The sequence below is a fragment of the Paraburkholderia sediminicola genome (genome assembly GCF_046026895.1).
Classification (GTDB): Bacteria; Pseudomonadota; Gammaproteobacteria; order Burkholderiales; family Burkholderiaceae; genus Paraburkholderia; species Paraburkholderia sediminicola_C.
The window spans coordinates 55,935-80,295 of record NZ_JAQQEU010000016.1; the positions used below are offsets into that span (position 1 = coordinate 55,935).

The following is a 24,361-nucleotide window of genomic DNA, read 5'->3' on the forward strand; positions in this document are numbered from 1 at the left end:
ACGCGGAGAAGATCGAACATGAACCATCGACACACGGGGCTGACGGGCAGGACCAGACAACTCATCGCGGCGCTTGCGTTCGGCGCGGCCGGCGTGCTCGGCACGCTCGGCGCCATCGGCCAGGCGCACGCGGCCGACAGTACGCTGCTGAACGTTTCCTACGATCCGACGCGCGAGTTGTATCAGGACGTCAACCAGGCATTCGGCAAGGAATGGAAAGCCAGGACCGGCGAGTCGATCACCTTCAAGCAGTCGCACGGCGGCTCCGGCGCGCAGGCGCGCTCGGTGCTGGACGGTTTGCAGGCGGACGTGGTGACGCTGGCGCTCGCTTACGACATCGACGCGCTCGCCGGCAAGGGGTTGCTCGACAAGGGCTGGCAAAAGCGCCTGCCGGACAACGCGTCGCCGTACACGTCGACGATCGTGTTCCTCGTGCGCAAGGGCAACCCGAAGCACATCAAGGACTGGGACGATCTGACCAAGCCGGGTGTGTCGATCGTCACGCCGAATCCGAAGACCTCGGGCGGCGCGCGCTGGAACTATCTGGCGGCGTGGGCGTATGCCGAGCATCAGCCGGGCGGCAATGCGCAGAAGGCGAAGGAGTTCGTCGGCAAGTTGTACAAGAACGCTGGGGTGCTGGATTCGGGTGCGCGGGGCGCGACCACCAGCTTCGTGCAGCGCGGTATCGGCGACGTGCTGATCGCATGGGAGAACGAAGCGTTTCTGTCGCTGAAGGAGTTTGGTCCGGAGAAGTTCGAAATCGTCGTGCCGTCGGTGAGCATTCTGGCCGAGCCGCCGGTCGCGGTGGTCGACAAGGTCGTCGACAAGCACGGCACGCGCAAGCTCGCCGAGGCGTACCTGAACTTCCTGTACAGCGAAGAGGGCCAGGAGATCGCCGCGAAGAACTTCTACCGTCCGCGTTCGAACAAGGTGCCGGCCGACCTGACCGCGAAGTTTCCGAAGCTGAAGCTGTACACGGTGGATGATTCGTTCGGCGGCTGGACGAACGCGCAGAAGACGCACTTTGCCGACGGCGGCGTGTTCGATTCGATCTACCAGCCACAGTAACTCCGCCGATGCCTGCCTTGTCCGGCATCGGCGTCGACAACGGGGCGCGGCAACGCGCCACTTCCGAGCGCGCCCCAGGGCGCGCTTTTGGCTAACCGGAATCCGGCAGCCGAAGATCGGCATCACAACGCAAGCATCAACCTGAAGAGTATCCAGCATGACGACGTTGACCTTCCGAAAGCCGAGCGCGTTGCCCGGTTTTGGCCTGACACTCGGCATCACGGTGGCTTATCTGAGCCTCGTGGTGCTGATTCCGCTGGCGGCGACCTTTCTCAAGACCGCGACGCTCGACTGGGATCAGTTCGTGCGCGCGGTGACGTCGCCGCGGGTGCTCGCGTCGTATCGCCTGACGTTCTTTTCCGCGCTCGGCGGCGCGCTGATCAACGCAGTGTTCGGCTTTCTGGTCGGGTGGGTGCTGGTGCGCTACACGTTTCCGTTCAAGCGCATCGTCGACGCCGTGGTCGATCTGCCGTTCGCGCTGCCCACCTCGGTGGCGGGTATTTCGCTCGCGGCGGTGTACTCGGGCAATGGCTGGATCGGGCAGTTTCTCGAGCCGCTCGGCATCAAGATCGCCTTCACGCCGGCGGGCGTGCTGGTTGCGCTGACCTTCATCGGTTTGCCGTTCGTCGTGCGCACGGTGCAGCCGGTGCTCGAAGAGTTCGAGCGCGAGCAGGAAGAGGCGGCCGCGTGCCTGGGCGCCTCGCGCTGGCTGACGTTTCGCCGCGTCGTGCTGCCCGCGGTGTTCCCGGCGCTGCTGACGGGCTTCGCGCTCGCCTTCGCGCGCGCGCTCGGCGAATACGGCTCGGTGATCTTCATCGCCGGCAACGTGCCGATGAAGTCGGAGATCACATCGCTCCTGATCATCACCAAGCTGGAGCAATACGACTATGCGGGCGCGACCGCGCTGGCGGTGGTGATGCTGGTCGTGTCGTTTCTGATGCTGCTGTTCATCAACAGCTTGCAGTGGTATTTGCAGCGGCGCACGGGCCGCGGCAGCGCGGGGCCGGCGCCGGTGGCGGCAACCAGTGTCGCCGCGATCGGCGGAGGTGTGCAATGAGCCGCCAACCGGTGAACGATGCAAATCGCGCGCAGGGTGCGAACCATGCGAACGATAGCCCAGTGGTGGCGCTTGCGCCGCGCGCGCCGCTGAACGTCGCGCGCCGGCCCGATCCGGTCACCGAACGGCCGATGGTGCGTTGGCTGCTGACCGGCATCGCGCTGCTGTTTCTCGCGCTGTTTCTGGTCGTGCCGCTGGTGGCCGTGTTCTATCAGGCGCTGAACAAAGGCCTCGGGTTCTATTTCGAAGCGCTCGCCGATCCGGACGCGCTGGCCGCGATCAAGCTGACGGTGATCACCGCGGCGATCGCCGTGCCGCTGAATCTCGTGTTCGGTCTCGTCGCATCGTGGTGTATCGCCAAGTTCGAATTCCGCGGCAAGGCGCTCTTGACCACGCTGATCGACCTGCCGTTTTCGGTGTCGCCGGTGATCTCGGGTTTGATCTACGTGCTGATGTTCGGCGCGCAGGGCTGGTTCGGTCCTTGGCTGCAGGCGCATGACGTGCAGATCATCTTCGCGGTGCCGGGCATCGTGATGGCGACGATCTTCGTCACGTTCCCGTTCGTCGCGCGCGAGCTGATTCCGCTGATGCAGGCGCAAGGCAATGACGAAGAGGAAGCCGCGCATGTGCTGGGCGCCTCGGGCTGGCAGATCTTCCGCCGCGTCACGCTGCCCAACGTCAAGTGGGGCCTGCTGTACGGCGTGATCCTGTGCAACGCGCGGGCGATGGGCGAGTTCGGCGCGGTGTCGGTGGTGTCGGGCCATATCCGCGGCCAGACCGACACGATGCCGCTGCACGTCGAGATTCTCTACAACGAATACAACTTCTCGGCGGCGTTCGCCGTGGCGTCGGTGCTGGCCTTGCTCGCACTCGTGACGCTGGGGCTCAAGTTGCTCGCCGAGCGCCATATGTCGGCGGAGCTGTCGGCCGCGCGCGACGTGCCCGCGTATGCCGGGCCGCCGACGCAGTCCGCCGGTGCGCCGTCGGGCGCTGCGTCGTCACGTTCCGCATCACATTCATTCTCGCAGTCCGTCAACGCGGCGCATGCGACGCAGCAACACCCGCTCAAGCAAGGAGAGCTGTAATGGGTATCACCGTTCGTAACCTGCAAAAGCGCTTCGGCGATTTCGTCGCGCTCGACAACGTCTCGCTCGACTTCCCGCCGGGCGAACTGGTTGCGCTGCTCGGGCCGTCGGGTTGTGGCAAGACCACCTTGCTGCGCGTGATCGCCGGGCTCGAATACGCGGACGGCGGCCAGGTCGTGCTGCAAGGCCAGGACGTCGCGACGGTCGGCGCGCGCGAACGCGAAGTGGGCTTCGTGTTCCAGCATTACGCGCTGTTCCGCCACATGACGGTGTTCGAGAACGTGGCGTTCGGCTTGCGAGTGAAGCCGCGCAAGGAGCGGCCCTCGGAAGCGGTGATCCGCGAGAAGGTGCATGAGCTGCTGAAGCTCGTGCAGCTCGACTGGCTCGCACAACGCTATCCGTCGGAATTGTCGGGTGGTCAGCGGCAACGGATCGCCTTGGCGCGGGCGCTGGCGGTCGAGCCGAAGGTGCTGCTGCTCGACGAACCGTTCGGCGCGCTCGATGCGAAGGTGCGCAAGGAATTGCGCAGCTGGCTGCGGCGCCTGCACGACGATCTGCATATCTCGACGATCTTCGTCACGCACGACCAGGAAGAGGCGCTCGAAGTAGCCGACCGCATCGTCGTGCTCAATCGCGGCCATGTGGAGCAGGTCGGCAGTCCGCAGGACGTGTACGACCATCCGCAGACTTCGTTCGTCTACGAGTTTCTCGGCGCGGCCAACCGTCTGCACGGCAAGGTCGACGCGAGCGGCTTCGTGGTCGACGGCGCGGCGCTGCCGGTTGCGATCAGCGCGGATTTCCACGGTCCGGCCTTCGCCTATGTGCGGCCGCACGATCTGCAGTTGTATCCGCAGGCGTCCGGGCATCGCGAGGGGATTGTCGTCGACGTGCGGCGCGTCGTCACGCTGGGCGGCTCGGTGCGGGTCGAACTGGCGGGGCGCGAGGGCAATCTGCTCGAAGCCGAACTCGATCGCGAATCGTGGCGTGATCTGCGACTGGCGATCGGCGATGGCGTGACGGCGGTGCCGCGTGCATTGCGGGTTTTTCCCGCGCAATGATCTGTGCAAGGTAACGCGTGCGCACCCAGCGTTCCAGCCGCAGACCCGGATAGTCGAATACTCAAATAACTCAACTCTGGCTGAACCGGAGACATACAGATGAACTTCCAGCAACTGCGCTTCGTGCGCGAGGCCGTGCGTCAGAACATGAATCTGACCGAAGTGGCGAACGTGCTTTACACGTCGCAGTCGGGCGTGTCGAAACAGATCAAGGATCTGGAGGACGAACTGGGCGTCGACATTTTCATCCGGCGCGGCAAGCGTCTGACGGGCCTGACGGAGCCGGGCAAGGCGGTGCATCAGCTGATCGAGCGGATGCTGCTCGATGCGGAGAATCTGCGCCGCGTCGCCCGCCAGTACGCCGATCAGGACAGCGGCCATCTGGTGGTGGCGACCACGCACACACAAGCGCGCTATGCGCTGCCGAAGGTGGTTCGCCAATTCACCGAGGTGTTCCCGAAAGTGCATCTGGCGCTGCGCCAGGGCAGCCCGCAGCAAATCGCGCAGATGATCATCAACGGCGAAGCGGATATCGGCATTTCAACCGAAGCGCTCGACCGCTTCCCGGATATCGTCACGTTCCCGTGCTATTCGTGGCACCACGTGGTGGTCGTGCCGAAGGGACACCCGCTGGTGGGGCGGCCGAATCTGACGCTCGACGAGATCGCCGAATTCCCGATCGTCACCTACGACCAGGACTTCACGGGCCGCTCGCACATCGACCAGGCGTTCGCGAAAGCGGGTGCGTTGCCCGATGTCGTGCTGACCGCAATCGACGCCGACGTGATCAAGACGTATGTCGAACTCGGCCTGGGCATCGGCGTGGTCGCGGCAATGGCCTACGATCCCAAACGCGACACCGAACTGGTCGCGCTCGACACGCAGCATCTGTTCGAAGCGAGCACGACGCGCGTTGGCCTGCGCAAGGGCGCGTTTTTGCGCGCCTACGCGTACCGTCTGATCGAGATGTTCGCGCCTCAGTTGAACGAGGCGGACATCGCCGCACAGCTGCGCGAAGGGGTTTGATGCAGGCGCGGGGACTGCGGAGTCCGTGCATCTGAAGCGTGCATCAACGGTGTATTGCAGGTGCATTGATGCGCGCCGCGTCCGCGTGGACCCGGCGCGAACTTCCGGCGAGCCACTCAACGAACAGACGGCCGTTTTTTCTCGCGTGGCGGCGCGCGGCGCATCGCTTACAATCGCCGCCATGAATACATCAACTTCTTCTTCCGGCCAGGGCGCCACGCCGCCGCTGCCGCGCATCGCCGTGCTGGCGACCGGCGGTACGATTGCCGGGGCCGCCGCCGACGCCACCAATACGTCCGGCTATCAGGCGGGCGTCGTCGGCGTCGATCAATTGCTGGCGGCGGTGCCGGCCTTGTCCACGGTGGCACGCATCGCGCCCGAGCAGATTGCCAGCGTCGACAGCAAGGACATGGCGATGCCGCTGTGGACCACGCTCGCGCAACGCATCAACACGTTGCTCGCCGCCGACGACATCGACGGCGTGGTGGTCACGCACGGCACCGACACACTCGAAGAAACCGCCTACCTGCTGCATCTGACCATCAAGTCGCACAAGCCGGTGGTGCTGACCGCGGCGATGCGCCCGGCCTCGGCGTTGTCCGCCGATGGTCCGCTGAATCTGTTGAACGCGGTGACGGTTGCCGCGCATGCGGGCTCGCGCGGGCAGGGCGTGCTGGTGGCGTTCAACAACCGGATTCATAGCGCACGCGACGTGGTCAAGACCAGCACGTACGCGGTCGATGCATTCCAGTCGCCCGAGATCGGCGCGCTCGGCTGGGTGCAGGACGGACGCGTCGAATTCCAGCGCGGGGTGGTGCGCGCGCACACGCTCGCGACCGAATTCGTGATCGGACCGATGTGGCCGCATGTGGAAATCGTCACGAGTTATGCGGGCGTGTCGCGCATCGCGGTCGATGCGCTGGTGGCCGCTGGCGTGCGCGGGATCGTCGTGGCGGGCACCGGCAACGGTTCGATTCACGCGTCGATAGTGCAGGCGCTCGGCGATGCCGTTTCGCAGGGCGTGGCGGTGGTGCGCTCGTCGCGCGTGGGTTCGGGACACGTGATGCACAACGGCGCGGCCGCCGACGATGCGCTCGGTTTCATCAGCGCGGGCTCGCTAAATCCGTACAAGGCGCGGGTTCTGCTGATGCTGGCGCTGGCCGCGGGTGGCACGGGACCGGTAGCGTTGCAGAAGGTGTTCGACACGTATTGATACTGATGCGGTACTGACCCACTGGCATGCAGCACGTGTCTGTTCTGTGCGTGAAGGCTCGATGAAAAAACGCGGCGCCCGGTTTCAATCCGGGCGCCGCGTTGTCTATTGGTGCGCGCGTTACAGCGGTATGTGATGCCCTATGACACCAGAGCGCATCACTGCGGCGGAATCACCAGCACCTGGCCCGGATAAATCTTGTCCGGGCTTTTCAGCATCGGCGTGTTCGCCTGGAAGATCACCTCGTTTTTCGCGCCGCTGCCGTAGTACTTCTCGGCGATCTTCCACAAATTGTCGCCGGACACGACCGTGTGGAACTGCGTCGGCGCGGCGGCGGGCGTGGTGACCGTCAGTTGATCGTCGACCTTGTCGACGTTCTGCACGTTGCCGGCGGCGACGAGGATCTTGTCCTTGGTCGGCTGATCGGCTGCTTCGCCGGCGACCGTGACCGTGTGGCTGGTGCCCTCGTAGCTCACCTGCAGATTGGTGGCGTCGAGGCCCTGGCTGCGGATGTAGGTAGCGATTGCGTCGCCCGCCGTTTTATTCAGCGCGGCGAGATCGGGCGCGGCCGGCGCGGCGGCCTGTGCGGAAGTAGACGCGGCGCCGAACAGCTTTTCGCCGGCTTCCTTGATGAAACTGAGAATACCCATCGATCACACTCCTAACGTAACGGCACAAGAACATGTTGTGCACGGGGTTGGGGCACTGCCTGCGAGATTGCGCAAGAGATTCGGATCACACGCACACGACATGCGGATGACACGCCTGCGTGACGCAGGAAGCGATATACGGCGCGTCGCGTTCGCAAACTTAACGAATGCAGCCAACCGGACAAGGAGTTTAGGAGAAAAGTGCGCGGCGATGTGTCAAAAAAAGTGCGGGGGAGCGCGCGGAGTTGCAAGCAAATGCAAACATACGTGCAAGCGGGCGGCATGCATGATTGCACCCGCTGCGAGAAACTGGCGGAAAAAGCATGACGATGAATCCGACAGGCGGACACCCGACGACGACGTCTGACCGACCAAGGCTTCCCCGGCGCCGCCGGGTGCCGCTGCGGACCCCACTTGCCGCTCTCAGCCCAGAGCGACACGATTTGCCCGCTCCGCCGCGCATACTGCACGACGAACGGGCGCCCCACCTGTGCTTGCGATGATGTCGACGATGCGCCGATCACGGCAAACCGTATGACTGTCTGAAGTACTTTTTATGTGCCGCCTGTGACGCTTGCGGCACGCTCCCCGATTGACCTGTCGCAGTTCCGCGTGATCTGTCGCGGCTCGCCGTTGCCCGTGTTCATACGACTCGCGCAGCAGCACAGATATGACGCAGCGCATGCTGCAACGATCCTGCGCGGCGAACCCCGCAGCCCGCTCACGCGATGACCCGCCTCAAGCCGCCTTCGCTTCGTTGCCCGGCGCTTGCGCGACCTCATGGTTCGCCATGATCTCCAGCGCGCGCACCATCGCCGAATGGTCCCATGCCTTGCCGCCATGCGCCGCGCACACGCTGAATAGTTGCTGCGCGCTCGCCGTATGCGGCAGCGCGATGCCGAGCTTGCGCGCGCCGTCGAGCGCGAGGTTCAGGTCCTTCTGATGCAGTTCGATACGGAAGCCCGGATTGAACGTGCGCTTCGTCATGCGCTCGCCATGCACTTCAAGAATCCGCGACGACGCGAAGCCGCCCATCAATGCCTTGCGTACGCGCTCCGGATCGGCGCCCGAACGCGACGCGAACAGCAGCGCTTCGGCCACCGCTTCGATGTTCAGCGCAACGATGATCTGATTGGCCACCTTGCAGGTTTGACCCGCACCGTTCTCGCCGATCAGCGAGATGTTTTTGCCCATCAGTTCGAATAGCGGTTTCGCAGTCGCGAACGCTTTTTCCGGGCCGCCCACCATGATCGTCAATGATGCTTCACGCGCGCCGACTTCGCCGCCGGACACCGGCGCATCGAGATAGTCGACGCCGAGCGCGTTGATCTGCTTCGCGAATGCCTGTGTGTCGAGGGGCGAGATCGAGCTCATGTCGATCACCAGCTTGCCCTTCGTGAGACCGGCGGCGACACCGTCGTCGGCGAACAGCACGTTGGCGACGTCAGGCGTGTCCGGCACCATGATGATGACGATATCGGCGGCCTGCGCGACAGCGGTCGAACTGGCGACCACGCTGGTCGTTTTGGCGAGGTCTTCCGGCACCGGGTAGGCGCCGTTCACGAACAGTGAATGACCGCCCTTGATGAGGTTGCGCGCCATGTGCGCGCCCATGATGCCGAGCCCGATGAAACCGATCTTTGCCATGAGTGTGAATCTCCAGGGTTGTTGAGTGTCCCGCGCGGGGACTTCCTTCAGGGCGTGAGGCGCGCGATATGCGCCTGCTTCGCTCGTTGCGCGTGATGTGGCCAAGGCGCTGCAGGCACGCCGCGCATGCAGCGGCTCAAGCAGCCGCGTGCACCGCGCCGCGTACTTGCCCGGCCACGCTTTGCACCCAGCCGAGGCCGGCGGTGGTGGTCGTGCGCGGCTTGTACTCGCAGCCGACATAGCCGTCGTAGCCGAGCGAGTCGAGCAGCGCGAACAGGTACGGGTAGTTGATTTCGCCGGTGCCCGGTTCGTTGCGGCCGGGGTTGTCGGCGAGCTGGATGTGCGCGATCTGCGGCAGGTTCTTTCTGATGGTCGCCTCGAGTTCGCCTTCCATCCGTTGCATGTGATAGATGTCGTATTGCAGGAACAGGTTGTTCGAGCCCACCGCGCGAATCACGTCGAGCCCTTCGCTCGAACGGTTCAGCGCGAAGCCGGGAATGTCGTACGCATTGCACGGCTCGACCAGCAGTTTGATGCCGGCCTTCTTCAATTCACTCGCGGCGAAGCGCAGGTTATCGACGATCGTCGCGCGCGCCCTGTCCGCATCGACGCCCGCCGTCGGAATGCCGACGAGGCAATTCACCTGCGGCACCTGCAGCGCGCTCGCATATTCGATCGCGCGTCCCACGCCTTCCTGAAACTCGCTCACGCGATCCGGCAGGCACGCAATGCCGCGTTCGCCGGCTTCCCAGTTGCCCGCGGGCAGATTGTGCAGCACCAGCTTCAGGCGGTTTTGCTGCAAACGCTCGCTCAACTCGGCGATCTGGTACGGATACGGAAACAGGAATTCGACGGCGTGAAAGCCCGCCTCCGCCGCCGCGGCAAAGCGTTCGAGGAACGGGACTTCGTTGAACAGCATGGTGAGATTCGCTGCGAATTTCGGCATGGTGCGTGGGTCTCTCTGGTCGGTCAGTGAAAGAACTTCTTGAGGTAACTTCGTTCGTCACGGGGATCGCGCGGGCGATCGGGCAGCGCTGCATGGCGACGCTGCCCGTCGTACTTACGTGATGCAAAACCTGCGACGCTCAGTCGAGCATGCTGATCGCGGTCGGTGCGTCTTCGCGCTTCGCGGCCAGTTCTTCGAACTCGTTGATCGCATCGATCTCGGTGCCCATCGAAATGTTGGTCACGCGTTCGAGAATCACTTCGACGATCACCGGCACGTTGAACTCGGCGAGCATCGACTGCGCGCGTTGCAGCGCGGGCTTCAGCTCTTCCGGCTTGAACACGCGGATCGCCTTGCAACCCAGACCTTCGGCGACCGCGACGTGATCCACGCCATAACCGTTCGTCTCAGGCGAGTTGATGTTCTCGAAGCCGAGCTGCACGCAGAAATCCATCTCGAACGCGCGTTGCGCCTGGCGGATCAGCCCGAGGTACGAGTTGTTCACCACCACATGCACGTAGGGCAGCTTGAATTGCGCGCCGGCCGCGAGTTCTTCGATCATGAACTGGAAGTCGTAGTCGCCCGAGAGCGCGACGATCGGCCGTTGCGGATCGGCGGCGCGCACGCCGAGCGCTGCCGGAATCGTCCAGCCGAGCGGGCCGGCCTGGCCGCAGTTGATCCAGTTGCGCGCCTTGTACACATGCAGGAATTGCGCGCCGGCGATCTGCGACAAGCCGATCGTGCTCACGTAGCAGGTATCGCGGCCGAACACCTGGTTCATCTCTTCGTACACGCGCTGCGGCTTCATCGGCACGTTGTCGAAGTGCGTTTTGCGCAGCATGGTGCGCTTGCGTTGCTGGCAGTCGGCGACCCATGCGCTGCGGTCCTTCAGCTTGCCGGCGGCCTTCCATTCGCGCGCCACTTCGACGAACAGTTCGAGCGCGGCTTTCGCGTCCGACACGATGCCCAGATCCGGGCCGAACACACGGCCGATCTGCGTCGGCTCGATGTCGATGTGCACGAACTTGCGGCCCTTCGTGTAGACCTCGACGCTGCCCGTGTGACGGTTCGCCCAGCGATTGCCGATGCCGAGCACGAAGTCCGACGCGAGCATCGTCGCGTTGCCGTAGCGGTGCGAGGTTTGCAGTCCGACCATGCCGGCCATCAGCGGATGGTCGTCGGGAATCGCGCCCCACGACATCAGCGTCGGGATCACCGGCACGCCGACGGTTTCGGCGAACGCCACCAGCAGGTCTTCAGCGGCCGCGTTCAGCACGCCGCCGCCTGAGACGATCAGCGGCTTGGCCGCGTCGTTGAGCATCGTCAACGCGGCTTCGATCTGCTTGCGCGTCGCCTTCGGCTTGTAGACCGGCAGCGGCTCGTACGTGTCGATGTCGAATTCGATCTCCGCGAGCTGCACGTCGATCGGCAGGTCGACCAGCACCGGACCCGGGCGGCCCGAGCGCATCAGATGGAACGCCTGCTGGAACACGCGCGGCACCAGCGCCGGTTCGCGCACCGTCACGGCCCACTTGGTGACGGGCTTGGCGATCGCTTCGATATCGACGGCCTGGAAGTCTTCCTTGTACAGACGCGCGCGCGGCGCCTGACCCGTGATAGCGAGGATAGGGATCGAGTCGGCCTGGGCGGAGTACAAACCGGTGATCATGTCGGTGCCGGCGGGGCCCGACGTGCCGATGCACACGCCGATGTTGCCCGGCTGCGCCCGCGTGTACCCTTCGGCCATGTGCGACGCGCCTTCGACGTGACGCGCCAGCACGTGGCTGATGTTGCCGGCCTTGCGCATCGCCGAGTAGAACGGGTTGATCGCGGCGCCCGGCACGCCGAACGCGGTGTCGATGCCTTCTCTTTCGAGCACCAGCACGGCTGCGTCGACGGCTCTCATCTTGGCCATGAATGTCTCCTGAATGTCTTGGGGGTATCTGGAAATAGGCGAACCAAAGCGTGTTGAGAGCAACTGTAGGCCCGACCTAAAGGTTTGATAAGATCAGTCGGGGTCGCTTATTCCGAGACAAAAAGTATGTAATGGGGGCGTGGCCTCGCGTGGCGCGGGATGCACCCCGGATTGCGCCCGGAAATTCGCCCAGGAATGCGCCAGGAATGCGCCCAGGAATGCGCCCAGGAATGCACCCAGGAGGAGACGGAGATGGACCGCTTCAAACAGATCGAAACCTTCGTGCGCGTCGCCGACGCGGGCAGCCTCGCGGCGGCCGCGCTGGAAGAGGGCGTGTCGCCGGTGATTCTCGGGCGCCGCATCGACGCGCTGGAAAAGCGCCTAGGCGTGAAACTGATGTACCGCTCGACCCGACGGCTGGTGGTCAGCGAAGACGGCGCCGCGTTTCTGGAACGCTGCCGTGGGCTGCTCACCGAGTGGGACCAGGCGGAAAACGAACTGAGCGCCGGACGGCGCGCGATCAACGGCCATCTGATCGTGTCTGCGCCGGCCGCGTTCGGGCGCAAGCACGTCGCGCCGCTCGCGCCGGCTTTTCTCAGCGACAAGCCGGAGTTGCAGGTGTCGTTCAATCTGACCGACCGGGTCGTGGACCTGGTGCGCGAGGGCTACGACCTGTCGATCCGCATCGGCGGCGCGGTCGATCCGAACTTCGTCGCGGTCAAGCTGGCGTCGAACCGGCGCGTGGTGTGCGGCACGCCGGATTATTTCCGCCGGCACGGCAAGCCGAAGACGCTCGAAGACCTGCCGCGCCACAACTGTCTCGCGTTCAATCTGCAAGGCGGGCAGAACCGCGGCTGGTACTTCCGCCGCAACGGCAAGCTGGCGACGGTGCGCGTGGGCGGCACGCTCGACTGCAACGACGGCGAACTGCTGCATCGCTGGGTCTCCGAAGGGCTCGGGCTCGGCTGGCGCTCGACGTGGGAAATCCAGCAGCAACTGGCGCGCGGCGAACTCGAAACCGTGCTCGACGAATACGCGCTGCCCGACTACGACATTCTTGCGGTCTACCCGCAGCAGCGCTATGTGCCCGCCAAGGTGCGTTATTTCATCGATTATCTGAAAGAGGTGTACGCGAGCGAGGATTACTGGAATCGGCCGGCTTACTAGCGAGCGGTTTTTTCAGGCTTTTTTGCGCGCATTGGCCAATCCGGCAGCGACGGCGGGAATAAACTCGGCAGATGGCCGGTTATGCGGTGAAGGGAGCGTGACGACGCGCCGCCCAGCATCGCCGCAATGCCTTGGAGGGCCGAGGTGGTCCAGACCGATTCAGATGCCGCCGCTCACGAGCGACGCGAAACCGACGCAGCCAGGAGCCGCCGCTTCGAGCAGCTTGCGCTGCCGCATCTCGACGCCGCGTACAACCTCGCGCGCTGGTTGTGCGGCAACACCAGCGACGCGGAGGACGTGGTGCAGGAAGCCTACATGCGGGCGTTCCGATTCTTCGACACGTTTCGCGGCGACTCGGCGCGACCGTGGCTGCTGGCGATCGTGCGCCGCACCTGGTACACCGAATGGCGGCGGCGCGCGTCGCCGCAGGACATGCTCGAATTCGACGACACCATGGACGACGCCGTGTTCGACGGTTGGAGCGCGGGCGGCGCCGATCCGCAGGCGCTGCTGATCCGCGACGAGGACACGCGGCTGGTGCACGAGGCGCTCGCGCAGCTGCCGGTCGAATATCGCGAGGTGCTGATTCTGCGCGAACTCGAAGAGATGGGTTATCGGGAGATCGCTGCGGTGGCTGACCTGCCGATCGGCACGGTGATGTCGCGGCTCGCCCGGGGGCGCCGCAAGCTGGCGGCGCTATTGATGGCGACGCCGGGGGCGGGGGCGTCGGCCGGAAAAGACGCGGGCGGGTCCGCGCGTGGCCAGGCGCCGCGGCAGCCGGAGTATCCGGAGCCGCCACGGCCTGGTCTTTCCGATTCGCCCGACAGCGCTCCGCGGATGGCCGCCGGCAAGCCGGCTGGCGCGATGGTCATGCCACTGCGGGCGTCCGCCAACGGGCGGCCGCTCAACATTTCCGGCGGCGACACCGCCGGTCCAGTCAGGGAGACGCCGGATGGACTGTAACGAAGCACGGCCGCTCCTCGATGCGAACGCCGATCACGAATTGCCCGCGCCGGATGCGAGGCGCGTCCAGCAGCATATCGAGAGCTGCGATGCTTGCCGGCGCGAAAGCGAAAACCTGCGGACGTTGAGTGGGGCGCTGCGGGCGGCGCCGTATCATCGCGCGCCGCAGTCGCTGCGAGCGCGGATCGTGGCGGGATTGCCGGCGCTCGACGAGGCGCTGGCCGTGTCTGGCGGGGCGCCTGGGGGAGAGGCGGCTGCGACTGCTCAGGCGGGTGGAGTAAGCGGGGCGAACGCGGAGGTGAGGAAGCCCGGGCTGGCTGGTGCAGTTGGTGCAGTTGGCGCAGCCGGAACGGCTGAGGCCGCTGGAGCCACCGGAGCTAGCGCAAGACCGGACCCGGCGCCGAAAGCACGCCCACGCCAGCGCCGCTGGCCTGCCTGGCTGACCGGCTGGCGCATCCCGGGAGGCGGCTTTGGCCAGCCGGTCGCCGTCGGCGGCGCGAACCGCGTGCTCACGCCGGGCTGGCTGGCCGCACTCGCTGTCGCGTTGTGCGCGGCGACGGCGGTCATCACCCTGAACCTGCGCCGTCCGGCCGACTTCACGCCGTTCGCCGACGAACTGGTGGAAAGCCACGTGCGAGCGCAGGTATCGGGGCGCGACATCGACGTGATTTCGACCGACCGGCATACGGTCAAGCCGTGGTTCAACGGCCGGCTCGACTATTCGCCACCCGTCGAGGACCTGGCGGCAAGCGGCTTCGCACTGGAGGGCGGCCGCCTCGACTACATCGGGCATCAGCGGGTGGCCGTGCTGGTGTACCGCTATCGCAAGCACGTGATCGACGTCTACGTGTTCCCGCAGGCCGGCGCCGGCGGCGCGCCGGCGGGCCGGGGCGCGGCGCCGGCGGCCCTTGGGCACGAAGGCTATTCGATTGCGCGCTGGGACGCGAAAGGCATGACCTGGTGGGCCATCACCGACGCCGCGCCCGACGCGCTGAGCGGCCTCGAAGCGGCGCTGAAGGCGCGCCTGCAAGGCGGCAGCGAGCGCACCGAGGGCGGCTGACGGCCCGCCTAGGGCGCGCAGAGGCAGCGTGCAGGGGAGAGCACAGCCGCCGGTAGCAGGAAGCGGGTCAAGGGTGGGCAGGAAGCCGGGTGGAAGCGGGCAGGCACAACCGGCATAAGGGTCGCGCGCCTCCACTGAGCCCGCCCTGCATTGCCGCGCCACCCCTAAACCCTTGAAAACACACCCGATTCATGCGCCGCCCCAATGGGATATCTTGCAACCCGGCCCCATTCGGGTTACACTCTTTGGCTTCTCACTTGCTACACCGGTTCCGACGCCCGGGTGGCTTTAATCCACAAGGAGTGTGTATGCGTCATTATGAAATCGTCTTTATCGTGCATCCCGATCAGAGCGAGCAAGTGCCCGCCATGATCGAGCGTTACAAGAGCACGATCACCTCGCACGGTGGCCAGATCCACCGTATCGAAGACTGGGGCCGTCGCCAGCTGGCCTACATGATCGAGAAACTCGCGAAGGCTCACTACGTCTGCATGAACATCGAATGCGACCAGACCACGCTCGACGAGCTGGAACACGCATTCAAGTTCAACGACGCTGTCCTGCGTCACCTGATCGTCAAGATGAAGAAGGCCGAAACCGGCCCGTCGCCGATGATGAAGGAAGTGCAGCGCGAAGAAGCCAAGAAGTCGGCTGCTACGCAACCGTCCGAAGCGCAGGCTTAAGACACACTATTTAAGCTACCAGAACAAGCGTCGCTCTCGCCAAAGGCTTCATGAACCGGCTGCAACTCACGGCCAGCGTCGTCGAACGCGAACCGGTGCGGTACACCCCCGCCGGCGTTCCGATTGCAGGCTGCACGTTGCACCACCGCACGGAAGTCGTCGAAGCCGGCATCGCCCGGCAAGTCGAACTGACCATGCAGGCGGTCGCCGCGGGCGAAGCGAGCGGTAAGCTCGAAAGCTGTCAAATGGGCGTGGAAACGCTCTTCACCGGCTTCCTGGCGAAAAAGCACCGCAACGCAAGAACTCTGGTATTTCACATCACAGCATTGCAGGACATTGGAAAGGACTGAACATGCCCCGCCCGACTGGTAAGAAATTCGACAAGCGTCGTCAGCAACAAAATCCGCTCTTCAAGCGCAAGAAGTTCTGCCGTTTCACGGCCGCTGGCGTCGATCACATCGACTACAAGGACCTCGAAACGCTGAAGGACTTCATCGGCGAAAACGGCAAGATCACGCCGGCGCGTCTGACCGGTACCAAGGCCCATTATCAACGCCAGTTGGACACGGCAATCAAGCGCGCACGTTTCCTCGCGCTGGTGCCGTACACCGACCAGCACAAGGCCTAACCCGACGACGCGATAAGGAGCATCCGAATGCAAATCATTCTTCTGGAAAAAGTCGTCAATCTGGGCAACCTGGGCGATATCGTGAAGGTCAAGGACGGTTACGCACGTAACTTCCTGATCCCGAACAAGCAAGCTCGCCGTGCAACGAAGGAAGCCCTGGCTGAATTCGAAGTGCGCCGCGCAGAACTCGAAAAGATCGCCGGTGAAAAGCTGGCAGCCGCTCAGGCCCAAGGCGAAAAGCTGGCAGGCTCGACCGTTCAGATCGGTCAGAAGGCTGGCGTCGACGGCCGTCTGTTCGGCTCGGTGACGAACGGCGACATCGCTGAAGCACTGGTCAAGCAAGGCTTCGTCGTGGAAAAGGCGCAAGTGCGTCTGCCGGAAGGCCCGCTGAAGACGGTCGGCGAGCACCCGGTTCAGGTCTCGCTGCACACCGACGTTCTGGTCGATGTGACGGTGGCTGTGATCGGCGAACACGTCTAGCCGACCGCGTCTAAGTATCACCTAGTATTTGCCAGGATGTTGCTGGCGAAGGGCAGGGGCCGGGTAACCGGCCCCTGCTTTTTTTGTACCCGGTTTTTTCGCGCGCTTTTTCGTTTTCCCGCTCGCCGCCGCCGCCCGATTACCCGATAATTCCTCTCCATGAACGCACCGTCCAAAGATCCCCAACTCGAGTCGCTGAAAGTCCCGCCGCATTCGATCGAAGCCGAGCAATCGGTGCTGGGCGGCTTGCTGCTCGACAACGCGGCCTGGGACCGCATCGCCGACTTCCTGTCGCAGAGCGACTTCTACCGCTACGACCACCGCATCATCTTCGAGCATATCGGCAAGCTGATCGCGGCCACGCGTCCGGCCGACGTGATCACCGTGTACGAGGCGCTCGGCACGGCGGGCAAGGCGGAAGAGGTCGGCGGTCTGGCTTACCTGAACGCGCTGGCGCAGAACACGCCGAGCGCGGCCAACATCCGCCGCTATGCGGAAATCGTGCGCGATCGCGCGGTGCTGCGCCGGCTGGTTTCCGTGGCCGACGAGATTTCCGCCGACGCATTCAACCCGCAGGGCAAGGAAGTCCGGCAGTTGCTGGACGAAGCCGAATCGAAGGTGTTCTCGATCGCCGAAGACGGCGCGCGCGGCACGCAGGGCTTCCTCGAAATCGGGCCGCTGCTCACCGAGGTGGTCGAGCGGATCGACACGCTGTATCACACCGCCAATCCAAGCGACGTGACCGGTACGCCAACCGGCTTTGTCGATCTGGACCGCATGACTTCCGGTATGCACGGCGGCGAGCTGATCATCGTCGCGGGCCGTCCGTCGATGGGTAAAACGGCGTTCTCGATGAACGTCGGCGAATACGTGGCGGTCGAGTATGGTCTGCCGGTGGCGGTGTTCTCAATGGAAATGCCGGGCTCGCAGCTCACCATGCGTATGCTCGGCTCGGTCGGCCGGCTGGACCAGCACCGCATGCGAACCGGACGCCTGACCGACGAGGATTGGCCGAAGCTCACGCACGCGGTGCAGAAAATGAGCGAGGCACAGATTTTCATCGACGAAACGGGCGGTCTGAACCCGATGGAATTGCGCTCGCGCGCCCGCCGGCTGTCGCGCCAATGCGGCAAGCTCGGACTGATCATCATCGACTACCTGCAGCTGATGAGCGGATCGTCGTCCGGCGAAAATCGCGCGACCGAAATTTCGGAAATCTCGCGTTCGCTGAAAAGTCTCGCCAAAGAACTCGACGTGCCGGTGATTGCGTTGTCGCAGCTCAACCGGGGTCTCGAACAGCGTCCGAACAAGCGGCCGATCATGTCGGATCTGCGCGAATCGGGCGCTATCGAGCAGGATGCGGATGTGATTCTGTTCATTTACCGCGACGAAGTGTATAACCCGGACAGCCCGGATAAGGGCACCGCGGAAATTATCATCGGTAAGCAGCGGAATGGCCCGATCGGCCCCGTTCGACTCACGTTCCATGGTCAGTTCACGAAGTTCGACAATTTTGCCGGTGCGCAGAATTTCTACGGCGAGTAAAGAAGCAGATGCGGCGCCTGTTATAACAGCACTTTCGAAAGTGCGATACGAGCCCCGCAACGGTACAATATTGCGGTTTTATGTCAGCCATTACATGACCAATTTTCGGGATACCAATGTTCGGTCGTTTCATGCCCACCGAGGGCAAGTTCTTTGAAATTTTCAATGCGCACGCAACGTGCATCGTCTCGGCGAGCCGCGAACTCGAGCTGCTGATCGACAATCTGCAAGACGCGGAAACCCACAAGCAAAACGTGCAAAAGGCCGAGAAGGCCGCTGACAAACTCACGCACGAAACCATCGACCTGCTGCACAAGACCTTCATCACACCGCTCGACCGCGATGAGATCCACAAGCTGATCACCACGATGGACGACATCCTCGACCTGATGGAGGACGTCGCCACCGCTATCTCGCTGTACGACGTGCAAGCGGTGACGTCCGAAGCAAGCCAGTTGGCGCACATCTGCACGGCGACTTCCGAGCGCGTGCAGTTTGCCGTCAGCCTGCTGTCGGACATGAAGCAGGCGAGCCAGATTCTGAAGGCCTGCGAGGAAATCGATCGTCTGGAGTCGGAAGCCGACCGCGTGCTGCGCTCGGCCATGTCGAAACTGTTCCGCGAAGAAGACAACGTCAAGACCCTGATCAAGCTGAAAGCAATCTACGAATTGCTCGAAACGATCACGGACAAGTGTGAGGATGTAGCGAACATCATCGAAGGCATCGTGCTGGAAAACGCATAATGCAATCGATACAACTTGCTATCTGGGTCGTCGCCGGCCTGGTCGCGGTCGCGCTGATTTTCGACTTCATGAACGGCTTTCACGACGCGGCGAATTCGATCGCCACGGTCGTCTCCACCGGCGTGCTGAAACCGCAGCAGGCGGTGGCGTTTGCGGCGGCGTTCAACGTCATTGCGTATTTCGTGTTCCACCTGAAGGTGGCCGCGACCGTCGGCCGGGGCACGATCGATCCCAATATCGTCGATCATAACGTGATTTTTGGCGCGCTGGTCGGTGCGATCGGCTGGAACGTCATCACCTGGCATTACGGCATTCCTTCCAGCTCGTCGCATGCGCTGATCGGCGGGCTTGTGGGCGCGGCGCTCGCCAAGTCGGGCTGGGGCTCCCTCAACATGGACGGCCTGATGAAGACGGTGGCCTTCATTTTCATCTCGCCGCTGCTGGGCTTCGTGCTGGGCTCCTTTTTCATGCTGGCGGTGTCGTGGCTTTATTTCCGCACGCCGCCCAGCAAGGTCGACCGGCGTTTCCGGCGTTTGCAACTGCTGTCGGCGGGCTTGTATAGCCTCGGCCATGGCGGTAACGACGCGCAGAAAACGATCGGCATCATCTGGATGCTGCTGATCGCGACCGGTTTTGCGTCATCGGCCGCAGACGCGCCGCCGTTGTGGGTGATCGGCGGCTGCTATCTGTCGATGGGTCTCGGTACGCTGTTCGGCGGCTGGCGGATCGTCCGCACGATGGGCCAGAAAATTACCAAGCTCAAGCCGGTCGGTGGTTTTTGCGCGGAGTCCGGCGGAGCGATCACGCTATTCACCGCTTCCTGGCTCGGCATCCCGGTGTCCACCACGCATACGATCACCGGCGCGATCGTCGGTGTCGGCGCTACGCAGAAGCTCAGCGCGGTGCGTTGGGGTGTGGCCGGAAACATCGTCTGGGCGTGGGTTCTGACGATTCCGGCCTCCGCGATACTCTCCGCGGCGGGTTGGTGGTTTGGCCACCATTTCCTGTAAGTCAGCGTGGGAAATGTGACACAGCGCTGCTTGCGGGCGGCGCTGGCGGCGCGCAGGTGTCAACTGTCAGGCTTTCGCGGGCTTTAACGCGCGGGTCTCCCTGCACGCAGACTGTCCCGCCTATCCGCAGCAGCGCGTCGCTCAGATCAGCGGCGCGCTGCCACCATCCATCGGGACGATCGCGCCCGTTACATAACTCGCGCGGCGGCTCGCCAGAAACAGCGCGACGTCGGCAATCTCCTCCGGTTTTGCATAGCGTCCGAGCGGCACTTTGGCCTGCCCGCGCGCCAGCGCTTCCGCGTTCTCGATACCTTGCTGCGCGGCTTCCAGTTTGACCGCTTCCTCGACGCGCTCGGTCAGCGTCGCTCCCGGGTTGATCGCGTTGATGCGGATGCCGTAGCGGGCATAGTAGTGGGCGAGGCCGACGGTGGCCAGCATCAATGCGGCATTCGCGGCGCCGCCGGCGATGTGGATATCGCTGGCGATCTTGCCTCCCATGCCGATGATATTGACGATCGTGCCGGGCTCGCCGCCACTGCCCGCTTTCGCGCGTTCCGCCATGCGGCGCAGCACTTCCTGCTGCGGATAGATGTAAGGGAAATACTTCGCTTCCATCGTTGCCTTGAACGCGTCCGCGTCGAGCGTCTCCGGGGCGTAGCGGCGCGCCGCGCCGGCGCTGTTGATCAGCACGTCGATCGGGCCGACCGCGGTGCTGACTTCCTCGACGATATCGGCGGCGCTGTGCGGTTCGTGCAGATCGGCGCGGGTCCGGTGCACGTGCAGGCCTTCCTGCTTCAACTGCTCGTACGCGCGTGCGAGATTGGCGGGATCGCGCGAAACGATCGCGACTTTCGCGCCTTCCTGAGCGAACGCGCGCGCGCAGGCGAACCCGATTCCCTTGCTGCCGCCCGTGATCAATACCACCTTGCCTTTCAGCCCAAGATCCATCGTCGCCACCCGGTGTCGGAAGAATATCGATGACGATAGCAGATCGGGGGCGTCGCTGCGCCGTGCCGTCCCTTTGATGCAGCGGAAAGGCGGCGCGGTTCGCTTGAGCGAGGCGAGGCGGCGCTACGGCGTCAGTAGTTGCCGTTCGCGAAGCGGGCGATCGGATCGTCGTTGGTGTGCGTGGGAGCGGGCATGCCGCGAGAGGCTGTCGAGGCTCGCATGATCTGCACGCCGCCATTCGCGTCGGCTTGCTGGGCTTGCAGAGCCTGACCTGCGGCGATAGAGGCGGGCGGCGGCGGCTCGAACGCATCGGCGGCGGCGTCGATAGCGTCGGGCGCATAGGCACCCGAGCCCTGTGGGGCGGCGCGCGTGGCCGTTGCGGTCTGCTCCGGTGCGGCGGCAGGGGCCGCGTAGGCGCTTGGCCGAGCGGCTGGTGCGATGGTCGGCGCCACGGTGCCGGCTGCGCGTGCCTGCATCTGCGCAGCGGTCATGCCGGGCGGCGGCGGTTCGAACGGATCGGCTTGCGTTGGCGGCGCGCCAGCGGTACTCACAGGAGCGGCCGATGTCGGCTTCGCCACCGTGGTCAACGATGCGCGCGGCGTCCTCGCAACCCGGACTGCTGGCTGCTGTGATGACAATTGCACCTGCGACGACCCGGTCGCGTAGCCCGCCGGCGGTGCCTCACCCGCTCCCGCGCCTGCCGAAGACGCCTCGCTTGCCGTCACGGCCGCCAGCCCGCCCGCGCCCGCATACGCCGGCGCCGTGCGCGCCACCGCCACTGCCGGCGCAACCCGTTCCGGCGACTGCGGCGCCGCAGCCTGATAGCTCGGCGTATCGAACGGCGCAGGGGTGGCGGCCGGCCCCGCCACGCGGCGGATGCCGTCGAAGCGCTTGGCCCAATAAGGATTGGTCAGGTAGTCGAGCCGCACCGTGCCGCCGGTAGACGGCGCATTGACGAAGCGCAGCTTGCCCACGTAAATGCCGACGTGCGAATGCGCGCGTCCCGTCGTATTGAAGAAAATCAGGTCGCCCGGCGCGATTTCATCCGGTTCGATCGTTTCACCGCGTCCGCTCATATCCGCCGTGGTGCGAGGCAGATTCACCGACGCCGCGCGCAGCACGACATAGCGAACCAGTCCGCTGCAATCGAAGCCGCTATCGGGCGTATTTCCTCCCCAACGGTACGGAATGCCGACCAGACTCATCGCCTGAATCGAGATTTCCTCGCGGCCGATGGTGTGGTCGACAAAATGGGGAAAGCCCGGCGGCGGCGCATGATACGCGCCGTTCGCCACCACGATCGAGTTGCCGGACCCGCGCGAACTTTCCTGCGGCGCGCCGGCGCAGGCGGCGAGCAGCAGGACGGTCAGCAGTGAAAACGCGAGTCGGCGCATTGAAGGCGAGGCGAGCGTTAAGTGCTCGTTGACGGACGGACGATCCTTGGATGGTAGCCCGCGCAACATGGCGCGGGCAAGAATTGTTGATAAATTACTTGAAGATCATGCGCTAAGTGTTGCCTCTCCGGGGCGCGGGGCAATAAAAAAGCCGCGCCCGGATTTCCGGGCGCGGCTTCTCGATACGGCTAACTGATTGAAACTTAAAGAATTTCCGACGCGTAATCAGCCAGTCGCGAGCGCTCGCCACGCGCCAGCGTGACGTGCCCGCTGTGCGCCCAGCCTTTGAAGCGATCGACCACATACGTCAAACCGGAACTGCCTTCGGTCAGGTAAGGCGTATCGATCTGCGCGATATTGCCCAGACAGATGATCTTCGTCCCCGGACCCGCGCGCGTGACCAGCGTCTTCATCTGCTTGGGCGTCAGATTCTGCGCCTCGTCGATGATCAGATACTTGTCAACGAACGTACGGCCGCGCATGAAGTTCATGCTCTTGACCTTCAGGCGCGAGCGGATCAGCTCCTGCGTCGCGGCGCGGCCCCATTCGCCGGCGGCGTCGTCGGTTTTCTGCAGGACTTCGAGGTTGTCGTCGAATGCACCCATCCACGGCTGCATTTTTTCCTCTTCCGTACCCGGCAGAAAGCCGATGTCTTCGCCGACCGGCACCGTGGCGCGCGTCACGATGATTTCGTTGTAGCGCTTGTCATCGAGCACCTGCGCGAGACCGGCCGCGAGCGCAACCAGCGTCTTGCCGGTGCCCGCCTGGCCCAGCAGCGTGACGAAGTCGATTTCCGGATTCATCAACAGGTTCAGCGCGAAGTTCTGTTCGCGGTTGCGCGCCGTGATCCCCCACACGTTGTTCTTGTTGTGGCCGTAATCGCGCAGCGTTTGCAGCAGCGCCGTCTTGCCGTTTAACTCGCGCACCAGCGCATGAAACGCGGGCTCGCCGTTTTGCGGCTCCAGATAGACGAATTCGTTGACCAGCATCGACGCGCACAGCGGACCCGTCACGCGGTAGTACGTGGTGCCGGTCTTGGTGTCCTGCCAGCTCTCCATGCCCTTCGCGTGCTTGGTCCAGAAGTCCTGCGGCAGCGCGCGGATGCCTGAATACAGCAGATCGCTGTCTTCCAGCACCTGGTCGTTGAAGTAATCTTCGGCGGGCAGACCGAGCGCATGCGCCTTGATGCGCATGTTGATGTCTTTCGACACCAGCACGACCTGGCGGTCCGCCCGGTCGCGCTGCAGTGCGCGCACCACGCCGAGGATCTGGTTGTCGGCCTTGCCTTCCGGCAGACCTTCGACCGGCTCGATCGCGGTGAGCTTGGTCTGGAAGTACAGACGCCCGGACGCCTCGCGGCTGCCCAGTCGGGCAAGCGAAATGCCGTCGGACATGTTGCCGGCGTTGGCCACCAGCGCGTCCAGCGTGCGGCTCACCTGGCGTGCGTTACGCGCGACTTCCGACATGCCCTTCTTGTGGTTGTCGAGTTCTTCCAACGTCATCATCGGCAGATAGACGTCGTGTTCCTCGAAACGGAACAGGCAACTCGGGTCGTGCATCAGCACGTTCGTGTCGAGCACGAAGAGCTTCTGGACTTCGATCGGCTCGGCGGCCGCGCCGCGTTTCCTGCTCGTGCCGCGCGTGTTGGGCGCGGCGGCAGGGGTGCCGTCCGGGGGTTGTTTCGCGCTCGGCGCGCGCGCGACGACCGGTTGCGCTTCAAGCGCGGGTGTGGCCAGTTCGGCTTGCGGACGCGCAGTCGGAACCGGCTGCAACAGCGCAGCAGTCTGCTTCGATCTACGGCCGCGCGCCGGCGCGGCTTGCGCGGCGGACGCGTCGGCTGAGGCGGACGACGAAACCGGCACGGGCCGCAAGGTGGTCGCGGCATTGGCGGCGTGCGCCATCGGCGTGGCGACGTTCGCGCGGCCGTAATCGGCCGACTCTGCGGATTCCCCAACGCCTGCCTGTTTCTTCGCGGCGGAGCGCGCCGGCGTGGCGGGTTTGGCCTTGTATTCGTCAGGTGGCAGAAGATTGCCGAGCTTGCTGGGGGGAGTAGGCAAAGGCATGGTTTCCCTCGA

23 protein-coding genes are annotated in these 24,361 nt (G+C 64.3%); 16 read left to right on the plus strand and 7 right to left on the minus strand.

The annotated features are described in order from the left end of the window. The first annotated feature begins 18 nt into the window (after nt 1–18). The 6 genes from PQR02_RS14095 to PQR02_RS14120 all read left to right on the plus strand — a co-directional run bounded on the left by PQR02_RS14095 (nt 19) and on the right by PQR02_RS14120 (nt 6,507). Entirely contained in the window at nt 19–1,068 is a 1,050-nt protein-coding gene (locus tag PQR02_RS14095; RefSeq protein ID WP_408231363.1) for a sulfate ABC transporter substrate-binding protein, read from the plus strand. A gap of 157 nt (nt 1,069–1,225) precedes the next feature. Then, complete coding sequence (gene cysT / locus PQR02_RS14100) at nt 1,226–2,125, plus strand: sulfate ABC transporter permease subunit CysT (protein WP_408231366.1); 900 nt, start codon at nt 1,226–1,228, stop codon at nt 2,123–2,125. After that, on the plus strand, nt 2,122–3,210 hold the full coding sequence (cysW, locus tag PQR02_RS14105; protein WP_408231369.1) for a sulfate ABC transporter permease subunit CysW: 1,089 nt from the start codon (nt 2,122–2,124) through the stop codon (nt 3,208–3,210). The genes cysT and cysW overlap by 4 nt, the downstream gene beginning before the upstream one ends. Further along, nucleotides 3,210–4,268, plus strand: a complete 1,059-nt coding sequence (locus PQR02_RS14110; protein WP_408231372.1) for a sulfate/molybdate ABC transporter ATP-binding protein — start codon at nt 3,210–3,212, stop codon at nt 4,266–4,268. Before cysW ends, PQR02_RS14110 begins: the two co-directional genes overlap by 1 nt. Nucleotides 4,269–4,367: 99 nt before the next feature. Then, a complete protein-coding gene (locus tag PQR02_RS14115; RefSeq protein WP_408231375.1) occupies nt 4,368–5,294 on the plus strand; it encodes a CysB family HTH-type transcriptional regulator in 927 nt (308 codons plus the stop codon). 181 nt (nt 5,295–5,475) lie between these two features. After that, complete coding sequence (locus PQR02_RS14120; protein WP_408231378.1) at nt 5,476–6,507, plus strand: asparaginase; 1,032 nt, start codon at nt 5,476–5,478, stop codon at nt 6,505–6,507. 158 nt (nt 6,508–6,665) lie between these two features. On the opposite strand, the gene lysM is transcribed toward PQR02_RS14120, so the two are convergent. The 4 genes from lysM to gcl all read right to left on the minus strand — a co-directional run bounded on the left by lysM (nt 6,666) and on the right by gcl (nt 11,665). Continuing rightward, a complete protein-coding gene (lysM, locus tag PQR02_RS14125) occupies nt 6,666–7,157 on the minus strand; it encodes a peptidoglycan-binding protein LysM (RefSeq protein WP_408231381.1) in 492 nt (163 codons plus the stop codon). A gap of 738 nt (nt 7,158–7,895) precedes the next feature. Continuing rightward, nucleotides 7,896–8,804 (minus strand): 2-hydroxy-3-oxopropionate reductase, encoded by a 909-nt coding sequence (locus PQR02_RS14130; RefSeq protein WP_408231384.1) that lies wholly within the window; start codon nt 8,802–8,804, stop codon nt 7,896–7,898. 136 nt (nt 8,805–8,940) lie between these two features. Then, nucleotides 8,941–9,750, minus strand: a complete 810-nt coding sequence (gene hyi, locus PQR02_RS14135; protein WP_408231387.1) for a hydroxypyruvate isomerase — start codon at nt 9,748–9,750, stop codon at nt 8,941–8,943. A 139-nt stretch (nt 9,751–9,889) separates the two neighbouring features. Then, entirely contained in the window at nt 9,890–11,665 is a 1,776-nt protein-coding gene (gcl, locus tag PQR02_RS14140; protein WP_408231390.1) for a glyoxylate carboligase, read from the minus strand. A 252-nt stretch (nt 11,666–11,917) separates the two neighbouring features. Here gcl and PQR02_RS14145 point away from each other — a divergent pair, with 252 nt between their 5' ends. The 10 genes from PQR02_RS14145 to PQR02_RS14190 all read left to right on the plus strand — a co-directional run bounded on the left by PQR02_RS14145 (nt 11,918) and on the right by PQR02_RS14190 (nt 19,944). Further along, nucleotides 11,918–12,832: a LysR family transcriptional regulator gene (locus PQR02_RS14145; RefSeq protein ID WP_408231392.1), complete on the plus strand. Its 915-nt coding sequence runs from the start codon at nt 11,918–11,920 to the stop codon at nt 12,830–12,832. A gap of 144 nt (nt 12,833–12,976) precedes the next feature. Continuing rightward, a complete protein-coding gene (locus tag PQR02_RS14150) occupies nt 12,977–13,795 on the plus strand; it encodes an RNA polymerase sigma factor (protein ID WP_408231395.1) in 819 nt (272 codons plus the stop codon). Further along, nucleotides 13,785–14,855, plus strand: a complete 1,071-nt coding sequence (locus PQR02_RS14155; RefSeq protein ID WP_408231398.1) for an anti-sigma factor family protein — start codon at nt 13,785–13,787, stop codon at nt 14,853–14,855. The genes PQR02_RS14150 and PQR02_RS14155 overlap by 11 nt, the downstream gene beginning before the upstream one ends. Before the next feature lie 308 nt (nt 14,856–15,163). Then, on the plus strand, nt 15,164–15,538 hold the full coding sequence (gene rpsF, locus PQR02_RS14160) for a 30S ribosomal protein S6 (RefSeq protein ID WP_006048823.1): 375 nt from the start codon (nt 15,164–15,166) through the stop codon (nt 15,536–15,538). A gap of 50 nt (nt 15,539–15,588) precedes the next feature. Continuing rightward, nucleotides 15,589–15,888 carry a primosomal replication protein N gene (gene priB, locus PQR02_RS14165; protein WP_007182110.1) on the plus strand — a complete coding sequence of 100 codons (300 nt, stop codon included), beginning with the start codon at nt 15,589–15,591 and terminating at the stop codon, nt 15,886–15,888. Between the two features lie 2 nt (nt 15,889–15,890). After that, a complete protein-coding gene (gene rpsR / locus PQR02_RS14170; protein ID WP_149673187.1) occupies nt 15,891–16,166 on the plus strand; it encodes a 30S ribosomal protein S18 in 276 nt (91 codons plus the stop codon). Nucleotides 16,167–16,193: 27 nt separating this feature from the next. After that, nucleotides 16,194–16,646, plus strand: coding sequence for a 50S ribosomal protein L9 (gene rplI, locus PQR02_RS14175; protein ID WP_408231402.1), 453 nt, complete (start codon nt 16,194–16,196; stop codon nt 16,644–16,646). A gap of 159 nt (nt 16,647–16,805) precedes the next feature. After that, nucleotides 16,806–18,191 carry a replicative DNA helicase gene (locus PQR02_RS14180; protein WP_149673185.1) on the plus strand — a complete coding sequence of 462 codons (1,386 nt, stop codon included), beginning with the start codon at nt 16,806–16,808 and terminating at the stop codon, nt 18,189–18,191. Between the two features lie 116 nt (nt 18,192–18,307). Next, complete coding sequence (locus tag PQR02_RS14185) at nt 18,308–18,934, plus strand: DUF47 domain-containing protein (protein ID WP_007182106.1); 627 nt, start codon at nt 18,308–18,310, stop codon at nt 18,932–18,934. Beyond that, nucleotides 18,934–19,944: an inorganic phosphate transporter gene (locus PQR02_RS14190; protein WP_408231406.1), complete on the plus strand. Its 1,011-nt coding sequence runs from the start codon at nt 18,934–18,936 to the stop codon at nt 19,942–19,944. Before PQR02_RS14185 ends, PQR02_RS14190 begins: the two co-directional genes overlap by 1 nt. 141 nt (nt 19,945–20,085) lie before the next feature. On the opposite strand, the gene PQR02_RS14195 is transcribed toward PQR02_RS14190, so the two are convergent. From PQR02_RS14195 to PQR02_RS14205, 3 genes are all read right to left on the minus strand, one after another. Further along, nucleotides 20,086–20,892, minus strand: coding sequence for an SDR family oxidoreductase (locus tag PQR02_RS14195; protein WP_408231409.1), 807 nt, complete (start codon nt 20,890–20,892; stop codon nt 20,086–20,088). A 131-nt stretch (nt 20,893–21,023) separates the two neighbouring features. Beyond that, nucleotides 21,024–22,286, minus strand: a complete 1,263-nt coding sequence (locus PQR02_RS14200) for an NlpC/P60 family protein (RefSeq protein WP_408231412.1) — start codon at nt 22,284–22,286, stop codon at nt 21,024–21,026. A gap of 203 nt (nt 22,287–22,489) precedes the next feature. Beyond that, nucleotides 22,490–24,349 (minus strand): PhoH family protein, encoded by a 1,860-nt coding sequence (locus PQR02_RS14205; RefSeq protein ID WP_408231415.1) that lies wholly within the window; start codon nt 24,347–24,349, stop codon nt 22,490–22,492. Between the last annotated feature and the right edge of the window lie 12 nt (nt 24,350–24,361).